The 20,727-nt window shown below is 39.6% G+C and carries 20 protein-coding genes; 11 read left to right on the forward strand and 9 right to left on the reverse strand.

Going from position 1 to position 20,727, the window contains the following annotated elements; all coding sequences use genetic code 11:
* Positions 1–29: 29 nt before the first annotated feature.
* The 4 genes from murU to QPX86_RS05845 all read left to right on the forward strand — a co-directional run bounded on the left by murU (position 30) and on the right by QPX86_RS05845 (position 3,290).
* Positions 30–710 carry an N-acetylmuramate alpha-1-phosphate uridylyltransferase MurU gene (gene murU / locus QPX86_RS05830; protein WP_285164619.1) on the forward strand — a complete coding sequence of 227 codons (681 nt, stop codon included), beginning with the start codon at positions 30–32 and terminating at the stop codon, positions 708–710.
* A gap of 123 nt (positions 711–833) precedes the next feature.
* The gene (djlA, locus tag QPX86_RS05835) at positions 834–1,610 is read left to right on the forward strand and encodes a co-chaperone DjlA (protein WP_285164620.1); all 777 of its coding nucleotides are present in this window, start codon (positions 834–836) and stop codon (positions 1,608–1,610) included.
* 91 nt (positions 1,611–1,701) lie between these two features.
* Positions 1,702–2,325 (forward strand): outer membrane protein, encoded by a 624-nt coding sequence (locus QPX86_RS05840; protein WP_220751521.1) that lies wholly within the window; start codon positions 1,702–1,704, stop codon positions 2,323–2,325.
* Positions 2,326–2,339: 14 nt separating this feature from the next.
* Positions 2,340–3,290, forward strand: coding sequence for a D-2-hydroxyacid dehydrogenase (locus tag QPX86_RS05845; RefSeq protein WP_285164621.1), 951 nt, complete (start codon positions 2,340–2,342; stop codon positions 3,288–3,290).
* Between the two features lie 100 nt (positions 3,291–3,390).
* On the opposite strand, the gene purT is transcribed toward QPX86_RS05845, so the two are convergent.
* Complete coding sequence (gene purT / locus QPX86_RS05850; protein WP_285164622.1) at positions 3,391–4,587, reverse strand: formate-dependent phosphoribosylglycinamide formyltransferase; 1,197 nt, start codon at positions 4,585–4,587, stop codon at positions 3,391–3,393.
* A 268-nt stretch (positions 4,588–4,855) separates the two neighbouring features.
* Between purT and QPX86_RS05855 the strand changes: the two genes are divergently transcribed.
* Both QPX86_RS05855 and QPX86_RS05860 read left to right on the forward strand, forming a co-directional pair.
* Positions 4,856–5,245 (forward strand): DUF3302 domain-containing protein, encoded by a 390-nt coding sequence (locus QPX86_RS05855; protein ID WP_220751527.1) that lies wholly within the window; start codon positions 4,856–4,858, stop codon positions 5,243–5,245.
* A 2-nt stretch (positions 5,246–5,247) separates the two neighbouring features.
* The gene (locus tag QPX86_RS05860; RefSeq protein ID WP_220751529.1) at positions 5,248–6,396 is read left to right on the forward strand and encodes an HlyD family secretion protein; all 1,149 of its coding nucleotides are present in this window, start codon (positions 5,248–5,250) and stop codon (positions 6,394–6,396) included.
* A 134-nt stretch (positions 6,397–6,530) separates the two neighbouring features.
* Here QPX86_RS05860 and QPX86_RS05865 read toward each other — a convergent pair whose 3' ends face one another.
* Positions 6,531–7,076: a DUF4136 domain-containing protein gene (locus QPX86_RS05865; protein ID WP_285164623.1), complete on the reverse strand. Its 546-nt coding sequence runs from the start codon at positions 7,074–7,076 to the stop codon at positions 6,531–6,533.
* A 270-nt stretch (positions 7,077–7,346) separates the two neighbouring features.
* On the opposite strand from QPX86_RS05865, the gene QPX86_RS05870 reads away from it, so the two are divergent.
* A complete protein-coding gene (locus QPX86_RS05870) occupies positions 7,347–7,658 on the forward strand; it encodes a DUF1289 domain-containing protein (RefSeq protein WP_220751533.1) in 312 nt (103 codons plus the stop codon).
* Between the two features lie 49 nt (positions 7,659–7,707).
* Here QPX86_RS05870 and QPX86_RS05875 read toward each other — a convergent pair whose 3' ends face one another.
* From QPX86_RS05875 to glnD, 7 genes are all read right to left on the reverse strand, one after another.
* Positions 7,708–9,003 (reverse strand): ATP-binding protein, encoded by a 1,296-nt coding sequence (locus QPX86_RS05875; RefSeq protein WP_220751534.1) that lies wholly within the window; start codon positions 9,001–9,003, stop codon positions 7,708–7,710.
* A 17-nt stretch (positions 9,004–9,020) separates the two neighbouring features.
* On the reverse strand, positions 9,021–9,734 hold the full coding sequence (locus tag QPX86_RS05880; protein ID WP_055024304.1) for a winged helix-turn-helix domain-containing protein: 714 nt from the start codon (positions 9,732–9,734) through the stop codon (positions 9,021–9,023).
* A complete protein-coding gene (locus QPX86_RS05885) occupies positions 9,734–10,150 on the reverse strand; it encodes a DUF3019 domain-containing protein (RefSeq protein ID WP_220751537.1) in 417 nt (138 codons plus the stop codon). The genes QPX86_RS05880 and QPX86_RS05885 overlap by 1 nt, the downstream gene beginning before the upstream one ends.
* 2 nt (positions 10,151–10,152) lie before the next feature.
* Positions 10,153–11,028 (reverse strand): MipA/OmpV family protein, encoded by an 876-nt coding sequence (locus tag QPX86_RS05890; protein WP_285164624.1) that lies wholly within the window; start codon positions 11,026–11,028, stop codon positions 10,153–10,155.
* Positions 11,029–11,206: 178 nt separating this feature from the next.
* Positions 11,207–11,479, reverse strand: coding sequence for a hypothetical protein (locus QPX86_RS05895; protein WP_285164625.1), 273 nt, complete (start codon positions 11,477–11,479; stop codon positions 11,207–11,209).
* A gap of 115 nt (positions 11,480–11,594) precedes the next feature.
* Positions 11,595–12,113 (reverse strand): YcxB family protein, encoded by a 519-nt coding sequence (locus QPX86_RS05900; RefSeq protein ID WP_285164626.1) that lies wholly within the window; start codon positions 12,111–12,113, stop codon positions 11,595–11,597.
* Positions 12,114–12,144: 31 nt separating this feature from the next.
* Complete coding sequence (gene glnD, locus QPX86_RS05905; RefSeq protein WP_285164627.1) at positions 12,145–14,790, reverse strand: [protein-PII] uridylyltransferase; 2,646 nt, start codon at positions 14,788–14,790, stop codon at positions 12,145–12,147.
* Between the two features lie 123 nt (positions 14,791–14,913).
* Here glnD and QPX86_RS05910 point away from each other — a divergent pair, with 123 nt between their 5' ends.
* The 4 genes from QPX86_RS05910 to QPX86_RS05925 all read left to right on the forward strand — a co-directional run bounded on the left by QPX86_RS05910 (position 14,914) and on the right by QPX86_RS05925 (position 20,633).
* Positions 14,914–15,609: a 16S rRNA pseudouridine(516) synthase gene (locus QPX86_RS05910; RefSeq protein ID WP_285164628.1), complete on the forward strand. Its 696-nt coding sequence runs from the start codon at positions 14,914–14,916 to the stop codon at positions 15,607–15,609.
* A 117-nt stretch (positions 15,610–15,726) separates the two neighbouring features.
* Positions 15,727–16,686: a LysR family transcriptional regulator gene (locus QPX86_RS05915; RefSeq protein ID WP_220751549.1), complete on the forward strand. Its 960-nt coding sequence runs from the start codon at positions 15,727–15,729 to the stop codon at positions 16,684–16,686.
* A gap of 367 nt (positions 16,687–17,053) precedes the next feature.
* Entirely contained in the window at positions 17,054–19,348 is a 2,295-nt protein-coding gene (locus tag QPX86_RS05920) for an OmcA/MtrC family decaheme c-type cytochrome (RefSeq protein ID WP_285164629.1), read from the forward strand.
* Positions 19,349–19,976: 628 nt separating this feature from the next.
* On the forward strand, positions 19,977–20,633 hold the full coding sequence (locus QPX86_RS05925) for an acetate uptake transporter (protein WP_285164630.1): 657 nt from the start codon (positions 19,977–19,979) through the stop codon (positions 20,631–20,633).
* Positions 20,634–20,727: the final 94 nt, after the last annotated feature.

Consider the following 20,727-nt stretch of genomic DNA (forward strand, 5'->3'; position numbering starts at 1 on the left):
ATATTAATCGATTTCAAAAGAGGTCATCAATGAAAGCCATGATCTTGGCTGCGGGGCGTGGTGAGCGCCTAAGGCCATTAACAGATTCGGTACCCAAACCTCTGGTTAAGGCCGGGGATAAAGCGTTAATTGTCTACCATTTAGAAAAGTTGGCAGCGGCAGGTTTTAAAGACGTCATTATTAACAGTGCTTGGTTAGGTCATAAGTTACCTGAAGCTTTAGGTGATGGCAATCAGTGGGGGTTAAGTATTCAATATAGCGTTGAAGAAACAGCCTTAGAAACTGCAGGCGGAATAAAACAAGCTATATCCTTACTTGGCACTGAGCCTTTTTTAGTGATTAATGGCGACATTTATATCGATGAACTACCAGGTTTAGAGCATGCTAAAACAGTAATGAAGCGTAATTCAGAATTAGATGCTTTTTTATGGTTAGTTGATAATCCACAGCATAATCCTGACGGAGATTTTGCTATTATTGATAATCAGTTAACAGAATCTACTGAGAATAAGCTTACTTATTCGGGCATGGGAATATACCATCCGAAAATGTTTGTTGATATTGCGCCTGGTAAAAGCGCCTTAGGGCCGATATTAAGGCAAAAAATATCGCAACATAAAATCGCTGGAGGCTATAGTGCTTCTTACTGGTGTGATGTCGGCACGGTTGAGCGTTTAGAGAAGTTAACAGATTATATTGAAAGCCTTTAGCGGTTATTAAAAAACCTTAGAGTTAATAAAAGCCTTTAGCGGCTTTTAAAGTCATTAATGAATTCATTTAACCAAGATGCCATTATTATATGAATGTCTTGGTGTTATTTAGTGGGAAGTTTGATGCGTATTTGGGGCAAGTTTTTTGGTTCTCTCATTGGTTTTATGTTTGGCAGGTTTTTTGGAGCCCTCATCGGACTATGGTTAGGACATTTATTTGATAAGCGCGCTGGCTTTGCTGACATGCTGCGTAAAGGCCAAGAAAGGCAAGCTCAGTTTTTTAATACTACATTTACCGTGATGGGCCATGTCGCAAAAGCTTCAGGTCATGTTACCGATGTGGATATTCGCATCGCGTCAATGTTAATGGATCAAATGAAGTTAACCGGTGATGCAAGAAGAGATGCGCAAGCCGCTTTTAGAAAAGGCCGTGATGCTGATTTTGATTTAGTACTAACTCTTCGAGAATTTCGTGCGATGACCCAAGGTCGAAATGAAATTCTACAAATGTTTTTGGAAATTCAAATTCAAACTGCCTTGTCTGATGGCGAATTACACAGTAAAGAAAAACAAATATTATCTACAGTTGCCAAAGAGTTAGGATTGGGGCAAGCTCATTTAGATGCGCTTCTTAATCGATGGCAAGCCGAGTTTCATCATCACCAATCTGGTCGTGGAAATACCATGCAACTTGATGATGCTTATTCGATGTTGGGTAAGCAAGAATCGTCTAGTGATCAAGAAATTAAACGGGCTTATCGTAAACTGATGAATGAACATCATCCAGATAAGCTAGTTGCTAAAGGTCTCCCTGAAGAAATGATGGAGCTAGCTAAAGCCAAGGCACAAGACATTCAGTCTGCTTATGAAACAGTTAAAACGTCTAGAGGGATGCGTTAAAGGGTTTTTCAATCTTAAAAATATCAAATAGCTCGAAGAATATAACTCGAGCTATTTCAATGATGATTGTTTGTTGTATATGGAGTTACACATGAAATTAACCGCTATTGCCAGTTTCGTTACTGTTGTCACTACTGTCGCTTTTTCCCTTTCTACCCAAGCTGAAATTTATGTCGCACCATTTGGAGGTTATAGTTTTGGCAGCAGTGAATTCGATATTTCAAATCCTAGTACCGATGAAAGCGGTAAGTTAAAAATCTCAGAGTCAGAACACTATGGCGTGATGATTGGTACCACTACAAAAGATCCTGGCAATATCTATTTTCTTTACAGTACCCAAGCAACTGATCTGAGAGACGGTGCTTTTAGTGATGAAATTTTTAATGAACTCGATGTCGATTATTTTCATGTCGGTGGCAGTTTATATTTCCCCAACGGTAAATTTAAACCGTATGTGACTGTCAGTGTGGGCGCTACTCATATGCGTCCTAGTGGAAATTATTCATCAGAAACGCGTTTCTCTATGGCTTTTGGCGGTGGTGCGGCATTTGAAATTACTCCGCAAGTGGCATTATTTGCCGATGTTAGAGGCTATGCGACATTTGTGAATTCAGATAATACATTCTTTTGTGGCCCTAACGAATGTGTTTGGAACATCTCAGCCGATGTCATGTGGCAAGGACAAGCCAATGTCGGTTTAGAGGTTAAATTTTAAATAGGTGACCGAGCATGAAAATAGTTGTACTTGATGGCTATACCTTAAACCCTGGAGACCTAAATTGGGCGGCATTATCAAAGCTAGGTGATGTTGAGGTTTTTGAGCATAGCCATCATGAGCAAATCATTTCTCGCTGTGAACAAGCGGATATTATTCTCACCAATAAAGCATTAATTACTAATACGGTTATGCAGCAGTGCCCGAAGCTTAAGTATATTGGTGTAACTGCTACAGGCACCAATGTTGTTGATATGAAAGCGGCAACAGCGCGTAATATTGTGGTGACCAATGTGCCTGCTTATGGCCCTGATGCCGTAGCACAGATGGTATTTGCTTTAATCCTTCAACATGCCCAACAAGTGTCTTTGCATGACAGCGCGGTTAAGCAAGGTCAATGGACAAGAACCCGGGATTTTTGTTTCACTTTATCTCCTTTAATGTCGCTCAAAGGAAAAACCATTGGCATTGTGGGCTACGGTGATATTGGTCAACAAGTGACTAAATTAGCACTCGCGTTCAATATGAAGGTGATTATTACTAGTGGTCGAGAAAAGACAGGGTTACCAGATAATGTGACTTGGCTGTCACTTAAGGGGTTGCTGGCACAATCAGATATCATCTCATTACATTGCCCGTTAAATGAGGCCACCGAGAAGATGATAAATGGTGATAGCCTATCTTTGTTAAAAATGGGCGCTTTGCTAGTGAACACTGCACGTGGTGGTCTGATTGATGAAGCGGCATTAGCACAAGCGTTGAATCAGCATCAATTATTCGCCGCTGTTGATGTGCTGTCTACTGAGCCGCCTAGCGATGACAATCCATTATTATCTGCTGATAATATCGTGATTACGCCACACATAGCGTGGGCGACTATTGAGGCTAGACAGAACCTTTTGAATATAGCAGTTGATAATGTGCAGCAATTTTTAAACCATTCACCAGTGAATCAGGTTAACTAGCTATGTCATTGCCAATGTAATTAAAATTAGCAAAAAAGCCTAACGTTAACCGTTAGGCTTTTTACCTTATAAGTACTAGTTTTTAAGACGTAAAGTTAACTTAAAAAATAACCTTAATTTTAGTCGCCGAGCGTTTGGCTTTGGCAATTGATGAATCGATGTCTTTATCTCTTGCAAGTGCAACACCTAATCTTCTGCGCCCATCTATGTCAGGTTTTCCAAATAACTTTATTTGGGTGTCTGATTCTATTAACGCACTTTCAACGCCCTGATATCGAATGTTTTTTGATTGACCTTCAGCTAGAATCACTGCTGAAGCACTGGCGCCGTGTTGTCTAATATCGGCAATAGGCAAACCTAAAATAGCTCTAACATGGAGGGCAAACTCAGAGATATCCTGACTTATTAGCGTTACTAGCCCAGTGTCATGTGGTCGTGGCGATACTTCTGAGAAGTAAACATCATCGCCTTTAATAAATAATTCAACTCCAAATAGACCAAATCCACCTAAAGCTTCAACGACTTGCTCACCAATTTGTTGTGCTTTAGCTATGGCTTTGTTGGACATTGCCTGTGGCTGCCAAGATTCACGGTAATCCCCATCTTCTTGACGGTGGCCAATAGGATCGCAATAGTGAATGCCGTTGACTGCACTAATGGTGAGTAGGGTAATTTCATAGTCAAAATCAATAAAGCCTTCAACAATGACACGTCCACCACCTGCGCGCCCACCTTCTTGGGCATATTGCCAAGCTTGTTCTATTTGTTGCTCGGTCTTAATAACGCTTTGGCCTTTGCCTGATGAGCTCATGACTGGTTTAACAACACAAGGTAGACCAATTTGTTTAATTGCCGTTTTAAACTCAGTTAATGTATCGCAGAAAAAGTATGGTGACGTTGGGATCCCTAAGGTTTCTGCAGCAAGGCGTCTGATACCTTCTCGGTCCATTGTCAGCTGAGTCGCTTTGGCTGTTGGAATAATATTTATGCCAGTTGCTTCAAGTTCTAGGAGGGCTTGGGTCGCGATAGCTTCAATTTCTGGGATCACCATATGTGGTTTTTCGAGTTCAATAACAGCCTTCAAAGCGACTTCATCAAGCATGTTAATCACATGGAATCGATGGGCAACTTGCATTGCTGGCGCATTGGGATAACGGTCAACTCCAATGACTTCAATGCCGAAACGTTGTAGTTCTATGGCAACTTCTTTTCCGAGTTCGCCGCAACCTAGGAGCATCGCTTTAATAGAGCCTTTAGTACCAGCAGTACCAAAGTTGAAAGGAGTATGAGCGTTCATTGTTTTACCTTGTTGGGAAGCTTGTAGGGATTACACTCAAATATTTTATCTTTTATTCGCAGTTGATTGATTAGCAAAGCCTATAAATGTGTAAAGGATCACGTGAAAAGAGTTATTTTTTCAGCGAATAAACAGTGTTTTACAGTTATTTTATTGATGTTCGTATGTTATCTTGAGGTTGTGTTTATGTTTCTTTGTTTGCGATGGAGATGTTTTTAGTTTAAGGCGCTTTTATTTTCAAATGCCATACCTTTAATAGGAGAGTTATATGTTTTTGGATTATTTTGCATTAGGACTACTTTTTTTTGTAGCACTAGTGATTTTTTACGGTGTGATTGCAATTCATGATATTCCCTACGAAATTGCTAAAAAGCGTAATCACCCTCAACAAGATGCATTGCATATTGCTGGCTGGGTTAGTCTTTTTACCATGCATGCTATTTGGCCATTTTTATGGATTTGGGCAACCTTGTATCGTGAAGATAGAGGGTGGGGATTTAGTAATGGTAAAAAGCGAGAGTTAATTCTTGAAGGTGAGGTACGCGAATTAATGGAAAAGGTTGAAGATTTAAATCAGCGCCTAGCCTTTATTGAGACGCCAAAAGCTGACAAGGTTTCAGAAACCACTCCAGATCAACAACCTAAGCAAGAGGTGTAGTCATGGATCTACTACTGATTTTAACTTACACCGCGTTTTGTGTAGCAATATTCAAGATATTTAAGATCCCATTAACCAAATGGACAGTACCGACAGCCGTTTTAGGTGGGATAGTATTAATTGGTACGCTATTGGTATTGATGAACTATAACCATCCATATACCCGTTTTGCGCGTGAATACTTTGTTTCAATTCCTATCAATCCAGCTGTGCGAGGTTTAGTTGTCGAAGTAAATGTTAAGCCGAATGTTCCTGTCAAAAAAGGCGATGTATTATTTAGAATTGACCCAACGCCATTCATTGCTGCAGTGAAGCAAAAGCAAGCTGCTTTAGAAGACGCCAAACAAGCTGTGCCGCAACTAAAGGCTGCATGGGATAGTGCTATTGCAAAAGTCACTCAAGCTGAAGCTAATCGTGATAGAGCAAAGTCTGCCTATGAACGTTATGATGAAGGTAAACGTAAAGGTGGTAAGAACTCACCGTTTTCAGAACTTGAGTTAGACAACAAGCGTCAAACCTACCTTTCTGCTGAAGCACAATTTAAAGCTGCAGAAGCTGATGAGATTCGATACCGCCTTGCTTATGAATCAAATATCGATGGAGTGAATACTGACGTTGCTGTTATTCAGGCAGAACTTGATGAAGCTCAATTTAACCTTGAACGAACAGAAGTAACAGCACCCGTTGATGGTGTTGTCACTCAGATGGCCTTGCGTCCTGGTGTGATGGCTGTGCCTATCCCACTGCGTCCAGCTATGACGTTTATACCTGATGAAGATCGTTATTTTGCGGGAGCATTCTGGCAAAACTCTCTACTGCGATTAAAAGAAGGTGATGAAGCAGAGTTAATTTTAGATGCGATGCCTGGGGTTGTTCATAAAGGTCGCGTTGTAAAAGTATTACCAGCAATGGCGGAAGGTGAACTGCAATTTGGCGGTTCACTGCGTTCTTCAAATGACTTGTTCAACCGTGGTAGGGCGTTAGTGCTTATTGAACTGGAGGATGAAAACGAATTACTTAGAACATTGCCAGCTGGTGTTGCAGGGCAATCGGCTATTTATACCGAGCACTTCACCCATGTATCGATTATTCGAAAAGTCTTATTGCGCATGCAAGGCTGGTTAAATTACTTATTTGCCGAAGGTCATTAGTGAGCCTTTATCTTTATAAGCGTTTGCATTTATAAGTCTTAAGTCATGGGTTTAAGATACAAAAAAGTCCGCACTAAGCGGACTTTTTATTTCAGCGTCATTTATATCAACGACCGTCAGTATAGTAGCTCAAGCTATTTCGCTTTAGGTACAGGTGGGAATTGTGCCAATATATTACTGATTGTTTTACTTGTTTGGGCAACTTTTTCATCGCCTCCCGATTCAAAATCAAACTCGTCTGTACCACGCCAAATTAACCGATTTTCTTTAGCATCAATAATATCAACCTGGATCACTTGAATTTTAGCGCTATCGCTGCCGATTGGAATTCCCATACTTGTACCGACTCCGACACCACCATGACTACCACTAGTCCCTGTGCCTAGACCGATAGAAAGCCCGGAACTTTTTGGTTTATCCTTAGTTAAAAATGCATAGCTAACTAAGAAATCACTTTGTTCTTGTTGTTCAACAAATCCTTTAGTTGTGAGTGTGGTTCTAATGTTAGCGCGAATACGTTCTGCACTGAGTTGATCGCCTTGATCTGGAGTATCAATAAAATGAAAGCTTTCAAGTTGGCTGAAATCATATTTGGTATCGTAGTCAGAATTACTGTTAGTACTCTTACAAGCGTTTAAGCAAACTATGACCATAAACAACATGAGTAATCTTATTAGCATGGCAATCTCCGTGTGTGGCTGAGTTCATCAAAAATATTCACTGTGGCAATAGATGGCTGATGTTCTGCAACGTTTTAAAGCAGCAAATTGATTATAAATTTAAGGGTATAGCTGCGGGTAGTTTAAATAGCTTAATGTAATTTTGTCGGCTAAATCAATCTTAACAGATCTTACATACTGATTTATTTGATAAATCAGTAAAGATGAATATGCCTTTTTGACAATTTAATGCTAAGTTAGAATAATAAATAACCAATAAATAGTGGGGATATGGAACAGCTCAGTTTTCTCGAAGTACCCAGTCCGTGTATAGGCGTGTGTCAAACTGATGCGCGTGGATATTGTGCGGGTTGTCTTCGAAATAGAGATGAGCGATTTAATTGGCTGCACTTTAGTGATGCACAAAAGCATAATATCATCCGCCTTTGCTTACAGCGTAAGCGTCGTAGGCAATATGCAAAATATAAAGCTCATCAAATTGCAATTAAAGAACAACAGGCTGAAGTTAATCCGCAATTGGATTTTGAACAAGGATCAGAAAAAGAAGAGAAACTCGATTTAGGGGATTTTTCTTTAGATTAAATATCAATTCACCATGTCAGCTATTTTTCATTTAACTTTTCCCGAATGTTTAATTCGATTCTAAGTCTAGCTTTGCTTTTACAAACAAATGTTCCCGAGGCCAAATTAAGGTGAATGAAGTATTATTTTCATCACTAACCAGACTCACTCTGCCTTTATGACGATGCATAATCCGCTTGATAATGGCTAAACCTAAACCATGGCCTTTATTGCCTTTATGTTGGGATTTACTGCGATAAAAAGGTTCAAAAAGTTTCTGTTGATCTTCTTGAGGTATTTCTTCGCCGTCATTGACTACCGATAAAAAAACTAATCTCTCATCAAAACTTAAATATAATTCAATACTGGTTTGAGTATAACGTTGAGCATTAGTAACAAGGTTCTGAATCGCACGTTCGACTAATGACGGCTCAGCCATGATGATCATTTCGTCTTGAGAGTAATGGAAATTAATAGGTTTATCACTGAGTGGCATTAAACGGGAAGTGAGCTCTTTTGTCATGCTAATCAGATCGCATTTTTCTAGGGTAGGTTCTTGCTGAACTTCAAGGCTTGCATAGGTAAGCAGCTCTTGCAGTAAGGTTTCCATTTCTTTGATATCGAGTTGCATCTCATCAAGAAATTCTTGTGTCCGTTGGTCGTCACTTTTAGGCTGACAGTACTGGGGTAACAAGGCGAGAGCAAATTTTAATCTGGCCAAGGGGGTTCTTATTTCATGGGAAACCGCATTAGATAAATGTTTTTGGTTCTCAATTAAATCACTAATATGCTGCGCCATATCATTAAAGGTATTAGCCAGCGGAGCGACCTGTGAACTGGCGTTAAGCTCTATTCGAGTATTCCATTTTGCTTCGCCAAAATTTTGGGTGGCTTTCTTTAAGGTTTTTAAATCTTTTGATAGTGGCCAAACCCAAATCAATGCAACAAAGGCTAATGACAAATAAAAGCCTATGGTGAATATGCTTCGTAACTGACCGCGAGGATCGATATCAACAGGGCCTGCCATTAGTACTTGATCGCCTACAGCTATGAATTGTAGTTCATGGCTTTTATCGGCAGTGGTAGTAATGATTTGATTGTTTGAAAATACCACATCACCGCTTAAGGCAATTTCATTCTGTTCGAATAATTGTAATGGGTAGGGGTATTGTTTATTGATGAGCTTTAAGTGATCTTGGCGATCTGCTTTAGGTTGCTGTGCAAGGAGTAATGCAAAAGCAATCAAAGGTGAGTCAATATTATCGTTATCTTCGACTTGTTGTTGCCAGAGGCTATCTAATGTCCAGCCTATACCTAAAAAGCTTAAGCTTAGTAATAGGTATAGGCTGATGAAGAGTCTTTTCAAAGTCTTCTATAACCCGATTAATTATTCCACGCTTCCGGCGCGAATAAGTAACCTTGTCCCCAAACAGTTTTAATTCTGAATGGTGTTTCGATGCTATCGCCTAATTTTTTACGTAAGCGAGAAATACGCACATCAATTTTTCTATCTTTACCATCAAAATCGATGTTAAGCAGGTATTGATATATATATTGGCGGCTTAACACTTGTCCAGCTTGTGATGCTAATAACCACAATAATTCAAACTCGTGGCTTGTAAGGTCGACCTCTGTATTACCTAAGCGAATTGCTTGAGTGTGTGGATCGATGCTTAATTTACCAAAGCTTAAGCAGTGAGACTCAGGTTTTGAAGGTTGAGCCTGACGACGTAGTAAATTATTGATACGAGCGACTAATAAGCTAGGATCTACTGGCTTAACTACGTAATCATCAGCACCTAACTCTAAGCCTTTGATTTGATCTTCAGGAGAACCTAAAGCGCTCATTAATAAAATTGGACCTGCAAAATAGTCAGGTAATTTTTCACACAGGCTTAATCCATCAAGTCCAGGTAGCATGATATCAAGTAAGATGATGTCAGGCTTGTAACTAATTAATCGTGTTAAAACGGTATCGCCACGTCGTTCGACTTCAACGTGCATATCGTGTGACTTAAGGTAGTCCACAATTAAGTTGGCAAGACGAATGTCATCTTCGACCAACAAAACTCTATGAGTTGATGGGGGGGTAGCCATTAAAATAAACTCCAAGGGTTACGGTAACGTCTGCGAACTTTACGTTCAGACGTTGTGGTGATTTTTAGGATTACGTCCGCCAATTCATTATTATTATTTTTATTTATTAAGACAAAATGAATGTCTTTATTTGTTTTTACTGATATTTGCAATGAGTGTTCATCAGTTGAATCACTACACCACCGAGTCAAAGGTTGGTAATTTGATGTAATACAAACCAACTCCTCAGTTTCGACCTGCCAATTTAGCTCAATGTCAATTTCACATATGTTGCCACCTGCATCAATAAGACATAAACGAGGGGTAGCCGAAAGCTGTGCTTGCCCGATAAGCGTATCAGCTTTGGCAAAGAAAGCACTAAAAATCAGTATTAATATACCGAAAAGGTGATAGACCCTATGTTCTTTAAGGAACAAGTTTAGAACCTATATGCAGCTCCAACGAAATAGGAGCTAGAATAATCTTCATTAATAATTGGGCTGTCGATAATTTCATCAGCTAATTGAGTGTAACGTGCAGCAATTAATAGGTCCCAACGTGCCGAAAGGCTGTAACGCGTCGTGAGTTCTACTGCACTACTCCAACCTGAATCTGGTTGATATTCTTCGCTCCAGTATGCATTTTCACTGGCTCGAACACCATAGTAATAATCAATAACTTCTGAACTTTTCCACTCTGATTTTAAGGTGAAATCAAAGCGCCAATCACTGATCGCGAGCGAATAGTTCCAACTAACATTCACTTCTTGTCCATTGTGGACGTTTAATAAGTCATGGGCAGCGGCAAGTTTTAGAACACCAAACTTGCCATACCAGAAAAGCTCTGCACCACCATATACGGTGAAGTTTCTACTTTCAAGTTCATTTAAAACAATAGGTTGGCTAACGTCTTGTATTCCGAACCCCCCAATAGTAGGTAGGTCAGTGTGAGCGTCAACATTTGCCGATTGTGGCAAGAAAATATTAGATGGATCCCAGCGATAGAAAAAAGCACGCTCGTCGCTGTAACTTGTCGCTAGATTTATCGTAAAACTCTCTTGTTCGGTTAAAGTGTAACCAAAATTGAAATTATCAAAAAACCAGCTTTCACCGTAATAAGCTATTGATGGGATTACATAAAGAGGGATATCGTCATAGTCAGTAATGGGGTTGGTTTTGTTGCCGTAGCCGAAAGCGATACTGATATCCCATTCTCCGACGACAACGCAATCGCCATTCTCTTGGCAAGGCTCGTCTGCCATTACAGGTGTAATGAGTAAAAATAACACTAAAAAGACGACAAAAATTCGATACATCAAAGACCAGCAACCTATTTATATCAACATTAAAACAGCTAATAACTGCGACTTTATCACTAAATCGAGGTTGGAAAAATTGCTTTAATTAATTTGATACAAACTGATACTTATGGTTCTTGAATGTTATGAGTGTTGTTGGGTGTATTGTTTTTGGCTAAATTAATGTTTTTAAAGGTTATAGGTTGTCTTTGGTTAATTCTGTTTTCGCTAGCGAGTGCTGTCGTTGATATCCCATTTCGATTAATTGAGCATTGACGCAATCAGATACAAATTGTTGCTTCTCAATGGGGTCAATCTGTTCTTCTGCTGCGATTTTACTGCAAGAGTCAGTCAAAGAAATTAGGGTATCTTTCGGTGCTTCAATTCCATTTGCATGAGCCAAGGTGGTGAATAAAGCCGCTGAGAGTACTACAGCGTATAAAGTGGTTAACAATAATGAATGTTTCATAGCGCGTCCTTTAAGAGAACTTATTATTAATATTACTTGGATTTAAACTTGCTCAGTCAGTGACTTTTATATTTGCCTACAAACTGAGCAGTTTATTAGTCTTGTACGAAGAAAATTAGTTCACTTTTAATTTAATAAATTCTATTGCAGCCTCATTTAAACAGCGCTTTGATACATAATGTTTAAGTTTTTCAGTGGTTAATAAGAAACCTTGCTCAGTTTCTTGACCACGATATATTTCGGTCCACTTAAGTAAATGATCAATATAAGCTGACTTAGAATGAATGCCTTGCTCATTAATTGTAATTGTCACAGGGTTATTGGCAGACTTACTGATAAGTTGTCTCATTAACCACCAAGCACGATTAAACCTTACTTGAAGCCCTTCAACAGCTCCTAGGCCGATAAAGAAGTATGCAAGGTAAGGAGTGACATCAGTTTGAGTCATTAAAAAACCTGCCACTATAAATACTGCAGCTTTTACATATCGTTTTGGGCTGTGACTAATAACAACTGACTGGTCAAATGTTTCAGCAAAGTGAGACTTATCTAGAATATATTCTTTAGAAAAACTAAAACCGATATCAGTTAAGTTATCGGTTTTTGATGAAGGGCTTGTATTGCTAGCAGACATATCGCGCTCATTATCAACTTTAATGAAGCAATTATAATGTCGAAGTGATCGATTTGACTAATTTTTCCTGCAACTCAATTTGTTCAAGCTCGGTTAATTGTGAGCCATGTTGGTTGGATAAAGCAAAAACATTATCTGCACGTTCACCTACGGTACTGATAGCTGCAGAGTGGATATTAAGGTCCAGGGTTCTAAATGCACTGGCAATTTGTCCCATAAACTCATGGGTTTCCAACGCTAAAATATGCACTAGAGTCCGATCGGCCTTTTTGGAGTGGATAAACTCAATAGTCGGTTTATTGTCAAAGTTTTTAGTGTGCCTTGAAGGGCGATTTTTAGGTGGTGACATATTGTCATCTAAAATTTGGCGTAACTTTTTAGTGACCTGCTTACGTCTTTGGGCACTAAAAATAGGCTTGCCATCAAAGTCGAGCACTTTAAAGGCTTCTACAACATAACCATCTTTCGTTTTTGAGATTTGTGCTTGGTTAACGGAAATTTTTAGAGTCGATAAGGTGTTGAACAAAGAAATAAATAATCCAGGTCTATCCTTAGTGTACACAAACACATCACTACAGCCTTTTACACTACTGTCGTCGAGTAAAATGAGTGAAGGAGGTTCGCTAGCTTCATCTTGTGTCGTTAACTGGTGCTCGTGCTCCAACTCGTGAGCTAGAATCCCAAGGGTATACTTGGCAATTTCAGTGGGAATAGCATTACTGAAAAAGGACAATGGCAAACGTTTCCATAACTTATTAATGGCGACGAGTTGAGCGTCATTGGGATCTATTAAACCTAGGGCTTCTTGTTTGTGCTCTCTGACAACGGTTCTGAGCTGTAGTACATTTTCAAGACCATTACGTAGCGCTTTACGCGTCGCAAAGTATAAGTCAGTCAGTAAACTCGCTTTCCAATCATTCCACAAATCATCATTGGTGGCTTGGATATCTGCCACAGTCAAACAGTAGAGTGCATCAAGCTTGGTAATACTGCCAACGGATTTAGCGAAGGTTTTAACCACTTCAGGGTCGTGAATATCCATCCGCTGAGAGGTAATCGACATTAATAAGTGCTGCTCAACTAACCAGCTGATTAATTGTTGTTGCGATGTTTTCAGGCCATGGAACTTGGCAAACAATTTGGCATCGACTGCACCTAGTTCGCTGTGATCTCCTCCGCGACCTTTAGCGAGGTCATGAAACAATGCGGCAAACAGAATCGATTCTTTAGCCTGAAAACGCTCAAAAATATCAGCCGCCAATTTTTGATCCGCTGAGACATTATCTTGAGTGAGCTTATAAAGGTTTTTGAGCAATTTATGGGTATGCTCATCGACTGTATAGGCATGAAATAAATCAAATTGCATTTGACCGACAACTTCACGCCACTGAGGTAAATATGAGGCTAAGATACCATGTTGGTGCATCAAGGTGATGGCCAAACCCATGCCGTGTGGGTGTTTAAACAGGCTAACCAATAGTTCTCTGCAGACTTGGTAATCTTGTAAGTCACCCATTAATCGACGACGTACTTGTCTTAATAAACGTAGTGTTTCCGGTGTGATACCAGTGACTTTTTCATGGTGAATTGCAATGTAATTAAACATCGACATAATTTGTGAGCGGTCAATAAAAACATCTTGATTTTCAGCGTGAATTTGGCCGTTATATATTTGGAAATTCTCATTAATTTCGATAATGTCTGGTTTTTTCTGCGGTACAATTTCACGCTCGAAATAAGCCATTAGCATTAGGTTTAATTCACGGATACGTTTCATTGCTCTGAACAATTGACGCATCATTTTTTCAATGGCGATATTTCCGCTATCACCAAAACCTTGCAGGCGTGCAACCTCAGCTTGATGTTGAAGCAATAAACGGTTTTCTGAACGATTAGATGCTTGATGAAGGGCAAAGCGCACTCGCCAAATGAAGTTCTGACACTCCATTAATTCGGCATATTCATCGTCAGTAAGGAATTTAAGTCGGCGTAAATCTTTTAAATCATCAATGGAGAAATGCTTTCTGGCTATCCAAGTGATGGTTTGGATGTCTCGCATGCCACCGGGGCTATTTTTTAAATTGGGTTCAATATTAAAGGCAGTGCCTTGGGCCTTATTATGACGAACCTTTTGTTCATCATATTTGGCAATAAAAAAAGCCTCGCTTGACCAAACTGTTTCACCATAAAGCTTACTAATCACCTGATGTTGATGGTTTTCGTGGCCACAGATATGTCTTATTTCTAGCAATGTTGTAGCAATGGTGACGTCTTCGGTACATGCAAGGTAAGTATCATCTAAGCGTCTAACTGCGTGACCTAAATCTAAGCCTAAGTCCCATAATTGGGTTAAAAAATCACTTAAGGTGCTAGCATCGGTTGCGGACAAATCTGCATCGTGAATAATACAAATATCAATATCGGAAAAGGGGTGAAGGGTTTTACGGCCATAGCCGCCAACGGCATTAAGGGAAATAGTGTCTGTTTCAAACTGAAATGCTTGCCAGAGATGATTAAGTAATATGTCGAAAAACTGCGCTCGATGCTGCAGAATTTCAGCGATAGAACAACTGCTGATTTGCTGTTCTAACCAGGTATCAAACTCAGCAATGGCCTGTTTAAGTTCTACGATGGTCATTTCTGGCTGTAAAATCGGATAAGCTGGTTGCAAAGACATGTTACTCCTTATTGTTTTGCTCACAAACAGAGTATTCGATCTAGTTTGGTAACTCAAACGATGCCTTAAAATGATTATGAATAAGTTAATTCTTTTAACTAGTTAAATGAGAATAAATTATTAATGCGCAGTAAAAGAAGCCGATTAGACCAGTTCATTGCACAGAAACTGCAGATCTCTAAAAAAGCGGTTCGCCAGCTATTGCTTGCAAATAGAGTTGAGCTTGATGGGCAGATTTGTAAGTCCGTGGATCAGCAGATTAATGAGTTCAGCCAAATTTGCTTTGATGGCAATTGGTTGCAGCGTAATAAACGCCAGTATTATATGTTGAATAAACCCATAGGGGTGGTCAGTGCCACTAAAGATGATATTCACCCTACGGCGTTATCTTTACTTTATGGCATAGAGCCTGAACTACTTCATATTGCGGGGCGATTAGACTTAAATTCAACTGGGCTGCTATTAATCACTAATGACAGTCAATGGTCGCAAGCTTTAATGGCGCCTGAGACCAAAGTAGACAAACAATACCTAGTGACATTAGCTAACCCGATTGATGATACTTATGTCAGTGCTTTTGCTGAAGGTATGTACTTTGGTTATGAAGATATAACGACTAAGCCCGCAAGACTAGAGCCTGTTAATGATTTTCAGGCAAGAGTGACTTTACAGGAAGGTAAATATCATCAAATAAAACGTATGTTTGGTCGCTTTCGCAATCCTGTAGTAGGCCTTCATAGGGAGTCTATTGGTGATATTATTTTAGACTCGACATTAAAGTCTGGAGAGTATCGTCATTTAAATAAAAAAGAGGTTTAAATGAAATAAAGCTGTTAACTTAAGCTTAATTGAAACTGAAGAATGCAGAGTTAGATCAAATTACTGTGTAAATTTTCATGCTACCTTCTATTGAATTAATCATTTTTAGGTATTGGCATGGATATAAAAGCCTTAAAAAAGATCAGTGAATTGGATGTATTCAGTTTATTAGTGTTTAAAATTATCTATGAAACTGGCTTTGCTAATCTTGCCGCCAAAGAACTCAGTGTATCGGCGCCCAAAATAAGCCGCTGCTTAACGTCTTTGAGACTGACCTTTGACGACGAATTGTTTTATCGTCGCCAACAAGGCTTAAAACCGACCGCACTTGCTGAGCATTTATATCTCCCGATTTGTGAATTTTGTGAATCTGCCTCAAATATAGAAAGAATAGCTTGTGCAGGTAATAAAACTAATTCATCTAATGTGCTTAATATTGCAGTGACGCCAATTATCATGACGTCACTTGCTATGTCATTAGGCCGTGAAGAAGTTATGGATGTATTAGGTAAGGTTAGGGTACATCTGTGGAATGAAAACTCAGAAGAAAAAATTCACCAAGGGGATATTGATCTTGGCATTAATTTCGGCGCAGCTTGCGCGACAGAGTTAGAATCAGAAATCATCGGTGTATCAGAGTCAACTTCGATAGTTGCCCGTCGTAACCACCCCATTTGGGAAAGTGGGCATATAAGTTTGGAAGACATAGCCAATCATCCTTTCTTGATACTTGAAGGCAAAGGTTTTAATGATAAATTAGACCCTTTTCAGATTTACTGTCGTCAATCTGGAATTGAACCCCCAAGTATCAGTAGAGCGACCTCGATTTCAGAGTGGTTTTGTCATTTACTCACTATGAGAAGCTTTAGTTTTATGTCTACCGCAGAATCACAGATATTGGCAAAAATTGAAGAAATTAGAGTAGAAAAACTGCCTGCTTATGAAAGGCAAAAACTTGTAGGAAAGTGTTTAGTACCTGAATATAACCTTATTGAACGCTCAACGCCGTATCGTCGGTATTGTGAGAAAAGCAGAGCGATTATTGTGGAATCTTTGAAGCAGATAATTAGCTTATAATTTTCTATCACGTTTTATTGATATTAAGGTTTCTTTAATTTTCTCTATTAAAACACTATTTTTTAGCTAAACCATAGTCGTATTTACGAGTTGATAAATTAGAGCGAAGGCATATTGCCTTCGCTTTTTTTATTTCAATTTTAAATGTGAAAAAAGATAAATTGATCTCAATCAATTTAATAAAACCATATAGTTATGTAAATTTCACATTTGAAAATTACCAACCTCGAATTGTAAAATTCTGTGTCAAGAATCTTCAAATTTCAATCACAAATGTAGCACAATATTAATACATCTAAAGAGGTATCTTTTATATTTGAACGACTGCGAACGCAGAGTCAAATACCTTAAAAAATGGGATACGATGATGAAAAATTATAAAAAGTCGATACTTGCAGCGGCATTGATGACAGCCGTTGGGCTAACAGGCTGTAGTGATGGCGAAGATGGGCAAGATGGACAAGATGGTGCTCCTGGGCAAGATGGCGAACCAGGTACATCCATTGGTAATGTCGTTGATACAGTTGATGCAGCTACTGATTTTGTGCTGACAGTTTCACCAGAAGATATCGTGGTTGTAGGCAGTGAAGATTTTGCAGTTAAATTTACCGCAACAGGTAAAAATGCGAAAGGTGAAGAATTACCTTTTACCGGATTAGATCAAGTAGCGTTTTATGTGATGAATCAAGCGGCTAATGATACCGATACCGGTGCACCCATTTTATGGGAAAGCAATGGTTTAGCGAATGACTTTAGCTATAGCATGTATTGTACGCTTACCGGTACTGCTGATTCTTGGGGGACAGAGGTTGATGCCTGTACTTTAGTTGAAGATGAAGCCAATCCTGGTACATACACCGGTACTTGGGAGCATGATGGCAATGCACCGATAGTACTTGAAAACGGTGATGCAAATAGCCTTCATCGCGTCATGGTTCGTACCTACAATGTTGTAGATAGTTCAGGTACTGCTATTTCAGACAAATTACTTTCTACTCCAATTGACTTCATTCCTGCAACTGGTGAGATTGCGATTTCAGAAAAAGATTCTGTATCTAATGCTGCATGTATTAAGTGTCATGGCCAATTAGACGGTTATGATGATGCTGACGCACGTATAGGTAATATTGATGCTCATCATAACTACCAAAAAGTAGAGAATTGTGTTGCGTGTCATAACCCTGCTTATGCTGGTGGCGAAGATGACCCAACAGTGGGTTGGAATGCTAACTGGAATGCAATGATCCATACACTTCATGCTGGTCATCATCTTGATCTTGAAGGTGAAGCTGAAGAAATGTTTGGTGAAATTGGTTTCCCTGCTGAGCTGAATGAATGTACTACATGTCATGACAGTGGTACTCAGTGGAATGATAATGTCTACGCTGAAGCGTGTGTGTCTTGTCATACAGATGTTGACTTTGAAACAGGTGATGGTCACTTAGGTATTGTGCCTGAAAGTGATGCGGCTTGTTCTGGTTGTCATGGTGCGGGTAGCTTAAGCCCACTGGAAGCTCATGGTGTCGGTGATAGAGCTGTGTTATCTGATAAATTCATCATTGATATCCAATCTGCAGTTGTTGAAGATTCTGAAGTTGATGGCATGAGCACATTAGTTGTTACCTCTGAAGTGAGCATGAATGGCGAGCTACTGGACGCAACAACATACGCTGCAATGGCTGACTACATGACTAACAGTGGACGTGGTCTGTTAATTGGTACTCTTAATGCCGATACTGGTGCACTTACCCATGGTTATGGCGCTGATGGTGGCTTTAAGATGGACTTTGTTGGCGGCGTAATGAGCGCTGATGGCATTGTAGTCAACGAGGCTGAATTTGCTACTGACTTATTAGTAGGGCCAATTTACGCGACTGCTGAAGTACAGTTATGTGGCGCTGATGGCGAAATTGTTACGTGTACAACCGATGACGATGGCAACATTGAAGAAACCGGTGTCGCTAACCAAGCTGAAACTAAGTACTTTAACTTAACAGATGGTGACGCTGCGGTTGAAATGCGCCTTGCAGATGCTGATCGCACATCAATTAGCGAAGCTAAGTGTAATGCTTGTCATGGTAACCTGACTCATGTGAAAAGTACTCACGGTGTAACTGAGTTTACCCAATGTGCTTATTGTCATAGTGAGAACTTAGGTGGCTCTCCAAGCTATCATCCAACTGCAGTTTATAAGACGGATGAAGTTGATGCTGACGGTAATGCTATATGGGGCACAGTTGAAGGGTTATCTTTTGCTAACCGTGATCTTGTAACCGTATCTCACCGCTTCCATGCTGGTTATTTTGATGGCACACCTGCAATTTACCGTGATGCCGATGGCGAACTAAATGGTTACTCAGCGCCTTTAAATAACTGTAATTCATGTCATAAAGACGATAGCACATTATTTGCTGCTGACGGTGGATTGACATCTGGTAAGCGCTCTGTTGAAACTGACGCAGGCTTTATCTCTCCAATCTCTGAAGCTTGTCGTAGTTGTCACGTTAGCGCTTCTGCTTTAGCTCACTTCAAGAGTAATGGCGCATACGTTCAAGACGAACCAGGTTCAGTTGTTGATTTACCTGTTGAATCTTGTTCAACCTGTCACGCTGAAGGTAAGACTTATGGTGTAGATGTCATGCACTCAGGCACTAGTCATTAATCAATCGCGTTTTGTAAGCGTTAGCATTTCCTGTTATTCCTGGAAGAGGCAGTGAAATGTAAAAAGGAGCCGTAAGGCTCCTTTTTTATTTACATAAATTAAACCTTTATTGATGATTACTATCAAACCACCATGGATTTATTGCATTAATAAATGGCAGGAAATGTAATCAGTAACTTTTCATTTCTGATGTTCATTTTTGTGATTAAGTACAAGAATCGTCACTCATGGCTTCACTTATTTAGGGGGGTCTAAACTAGTTAAGTACATATATCTGTAACAGGTGTCACGATTTATTTAATTTAGTGATAACAAGCAAGTATTGGCATCAGTTGCTTGGTTGTTTGCGCACGTTAATATGCAAGTTATTGAATTTAATGTGTATAAATTTCTATTTGTTTACCTTGGTTCTATAGGTTATTCATCGTTTAAAAGTCATTGATTTGCTTGTCACAATGGGCCTCGATTAAAATCAGCGCCGTAAAGATTAACCATCGTTAATCTAAACGGCGTAGGCTTTCTACAGCGTTGCTTTGTAACTGACTCAAATGGGCAGTTTAACGAGGGAGGGTTGGCGTTTTGTTTTCGCCGTGACTGACTTAATTGTCATTTCCAGCAGGAATATTCCATGTCGACACCATTAGCCCACTCAACATCATCAGTTCATTCAACGCCTCTGGCCAACCCAGCACCATTAGGTTTAATGGGATTTGGTATGACAACGATTTTACTTAATATCCATAATGCAGGTTTTTTCCCTATCGATGCGATGATCCTTGCCATGGGTATTTTTTATGGCGGTATTGGCCAAGTGATCGTTGGCATGATGTGTTTCAAGCGTGGTGACACTTTTGGAACCACTGCATTTACGTCATATGGCTTATTTTGGTTAACCTTAGTGGGTTTGTTAGTTATGCCTGAAATGGGTATTTCACAAGCAAGTCCTGCAAGCTTTATGGGCTGGTACTTAGGATTATGGGGCGTATTCACTGCGTTTATGTTCGTTGGTTCATTGCGCTACCCTCGTGCTAAACAAGTAGTATTTGGTTCGCTAACAGTATTGTTCTTCTTATTGGCTGCACGTGATTTCACTGGCTCTGAACTGATAGGTACTATTGCGGGCTTTGAAGGCATTTTCTGTGGTGCCAGTGCAATTTACTTCGCTATGGCCCAGGTACTGAACGCTGAATATGGTCGCGTTATTTTGCCTATTGGTGAGCTAAAGCAAGTTGGTACAGCAGTTAATACAGACGTTGACTCAAGCGCAATTTTAAAGGCAGCGTAGTAGTTTAAATTAAATCCTTTGGTTTTATTTCATTAGGTTTAAGGCAAAAAAAAAGTTGACATCACTGTCAGCTTTTTATTAACAAGCATTAAAT

This window comes from Shewanella goraebulensis, assembly GCF_030252245.1.
GTDB lineage: Bacteria > Pseudomonadota > Gammaproteobacteria > Enterobacterales > Shewanellaceae > Shewanella > Shewanella goraebulensis.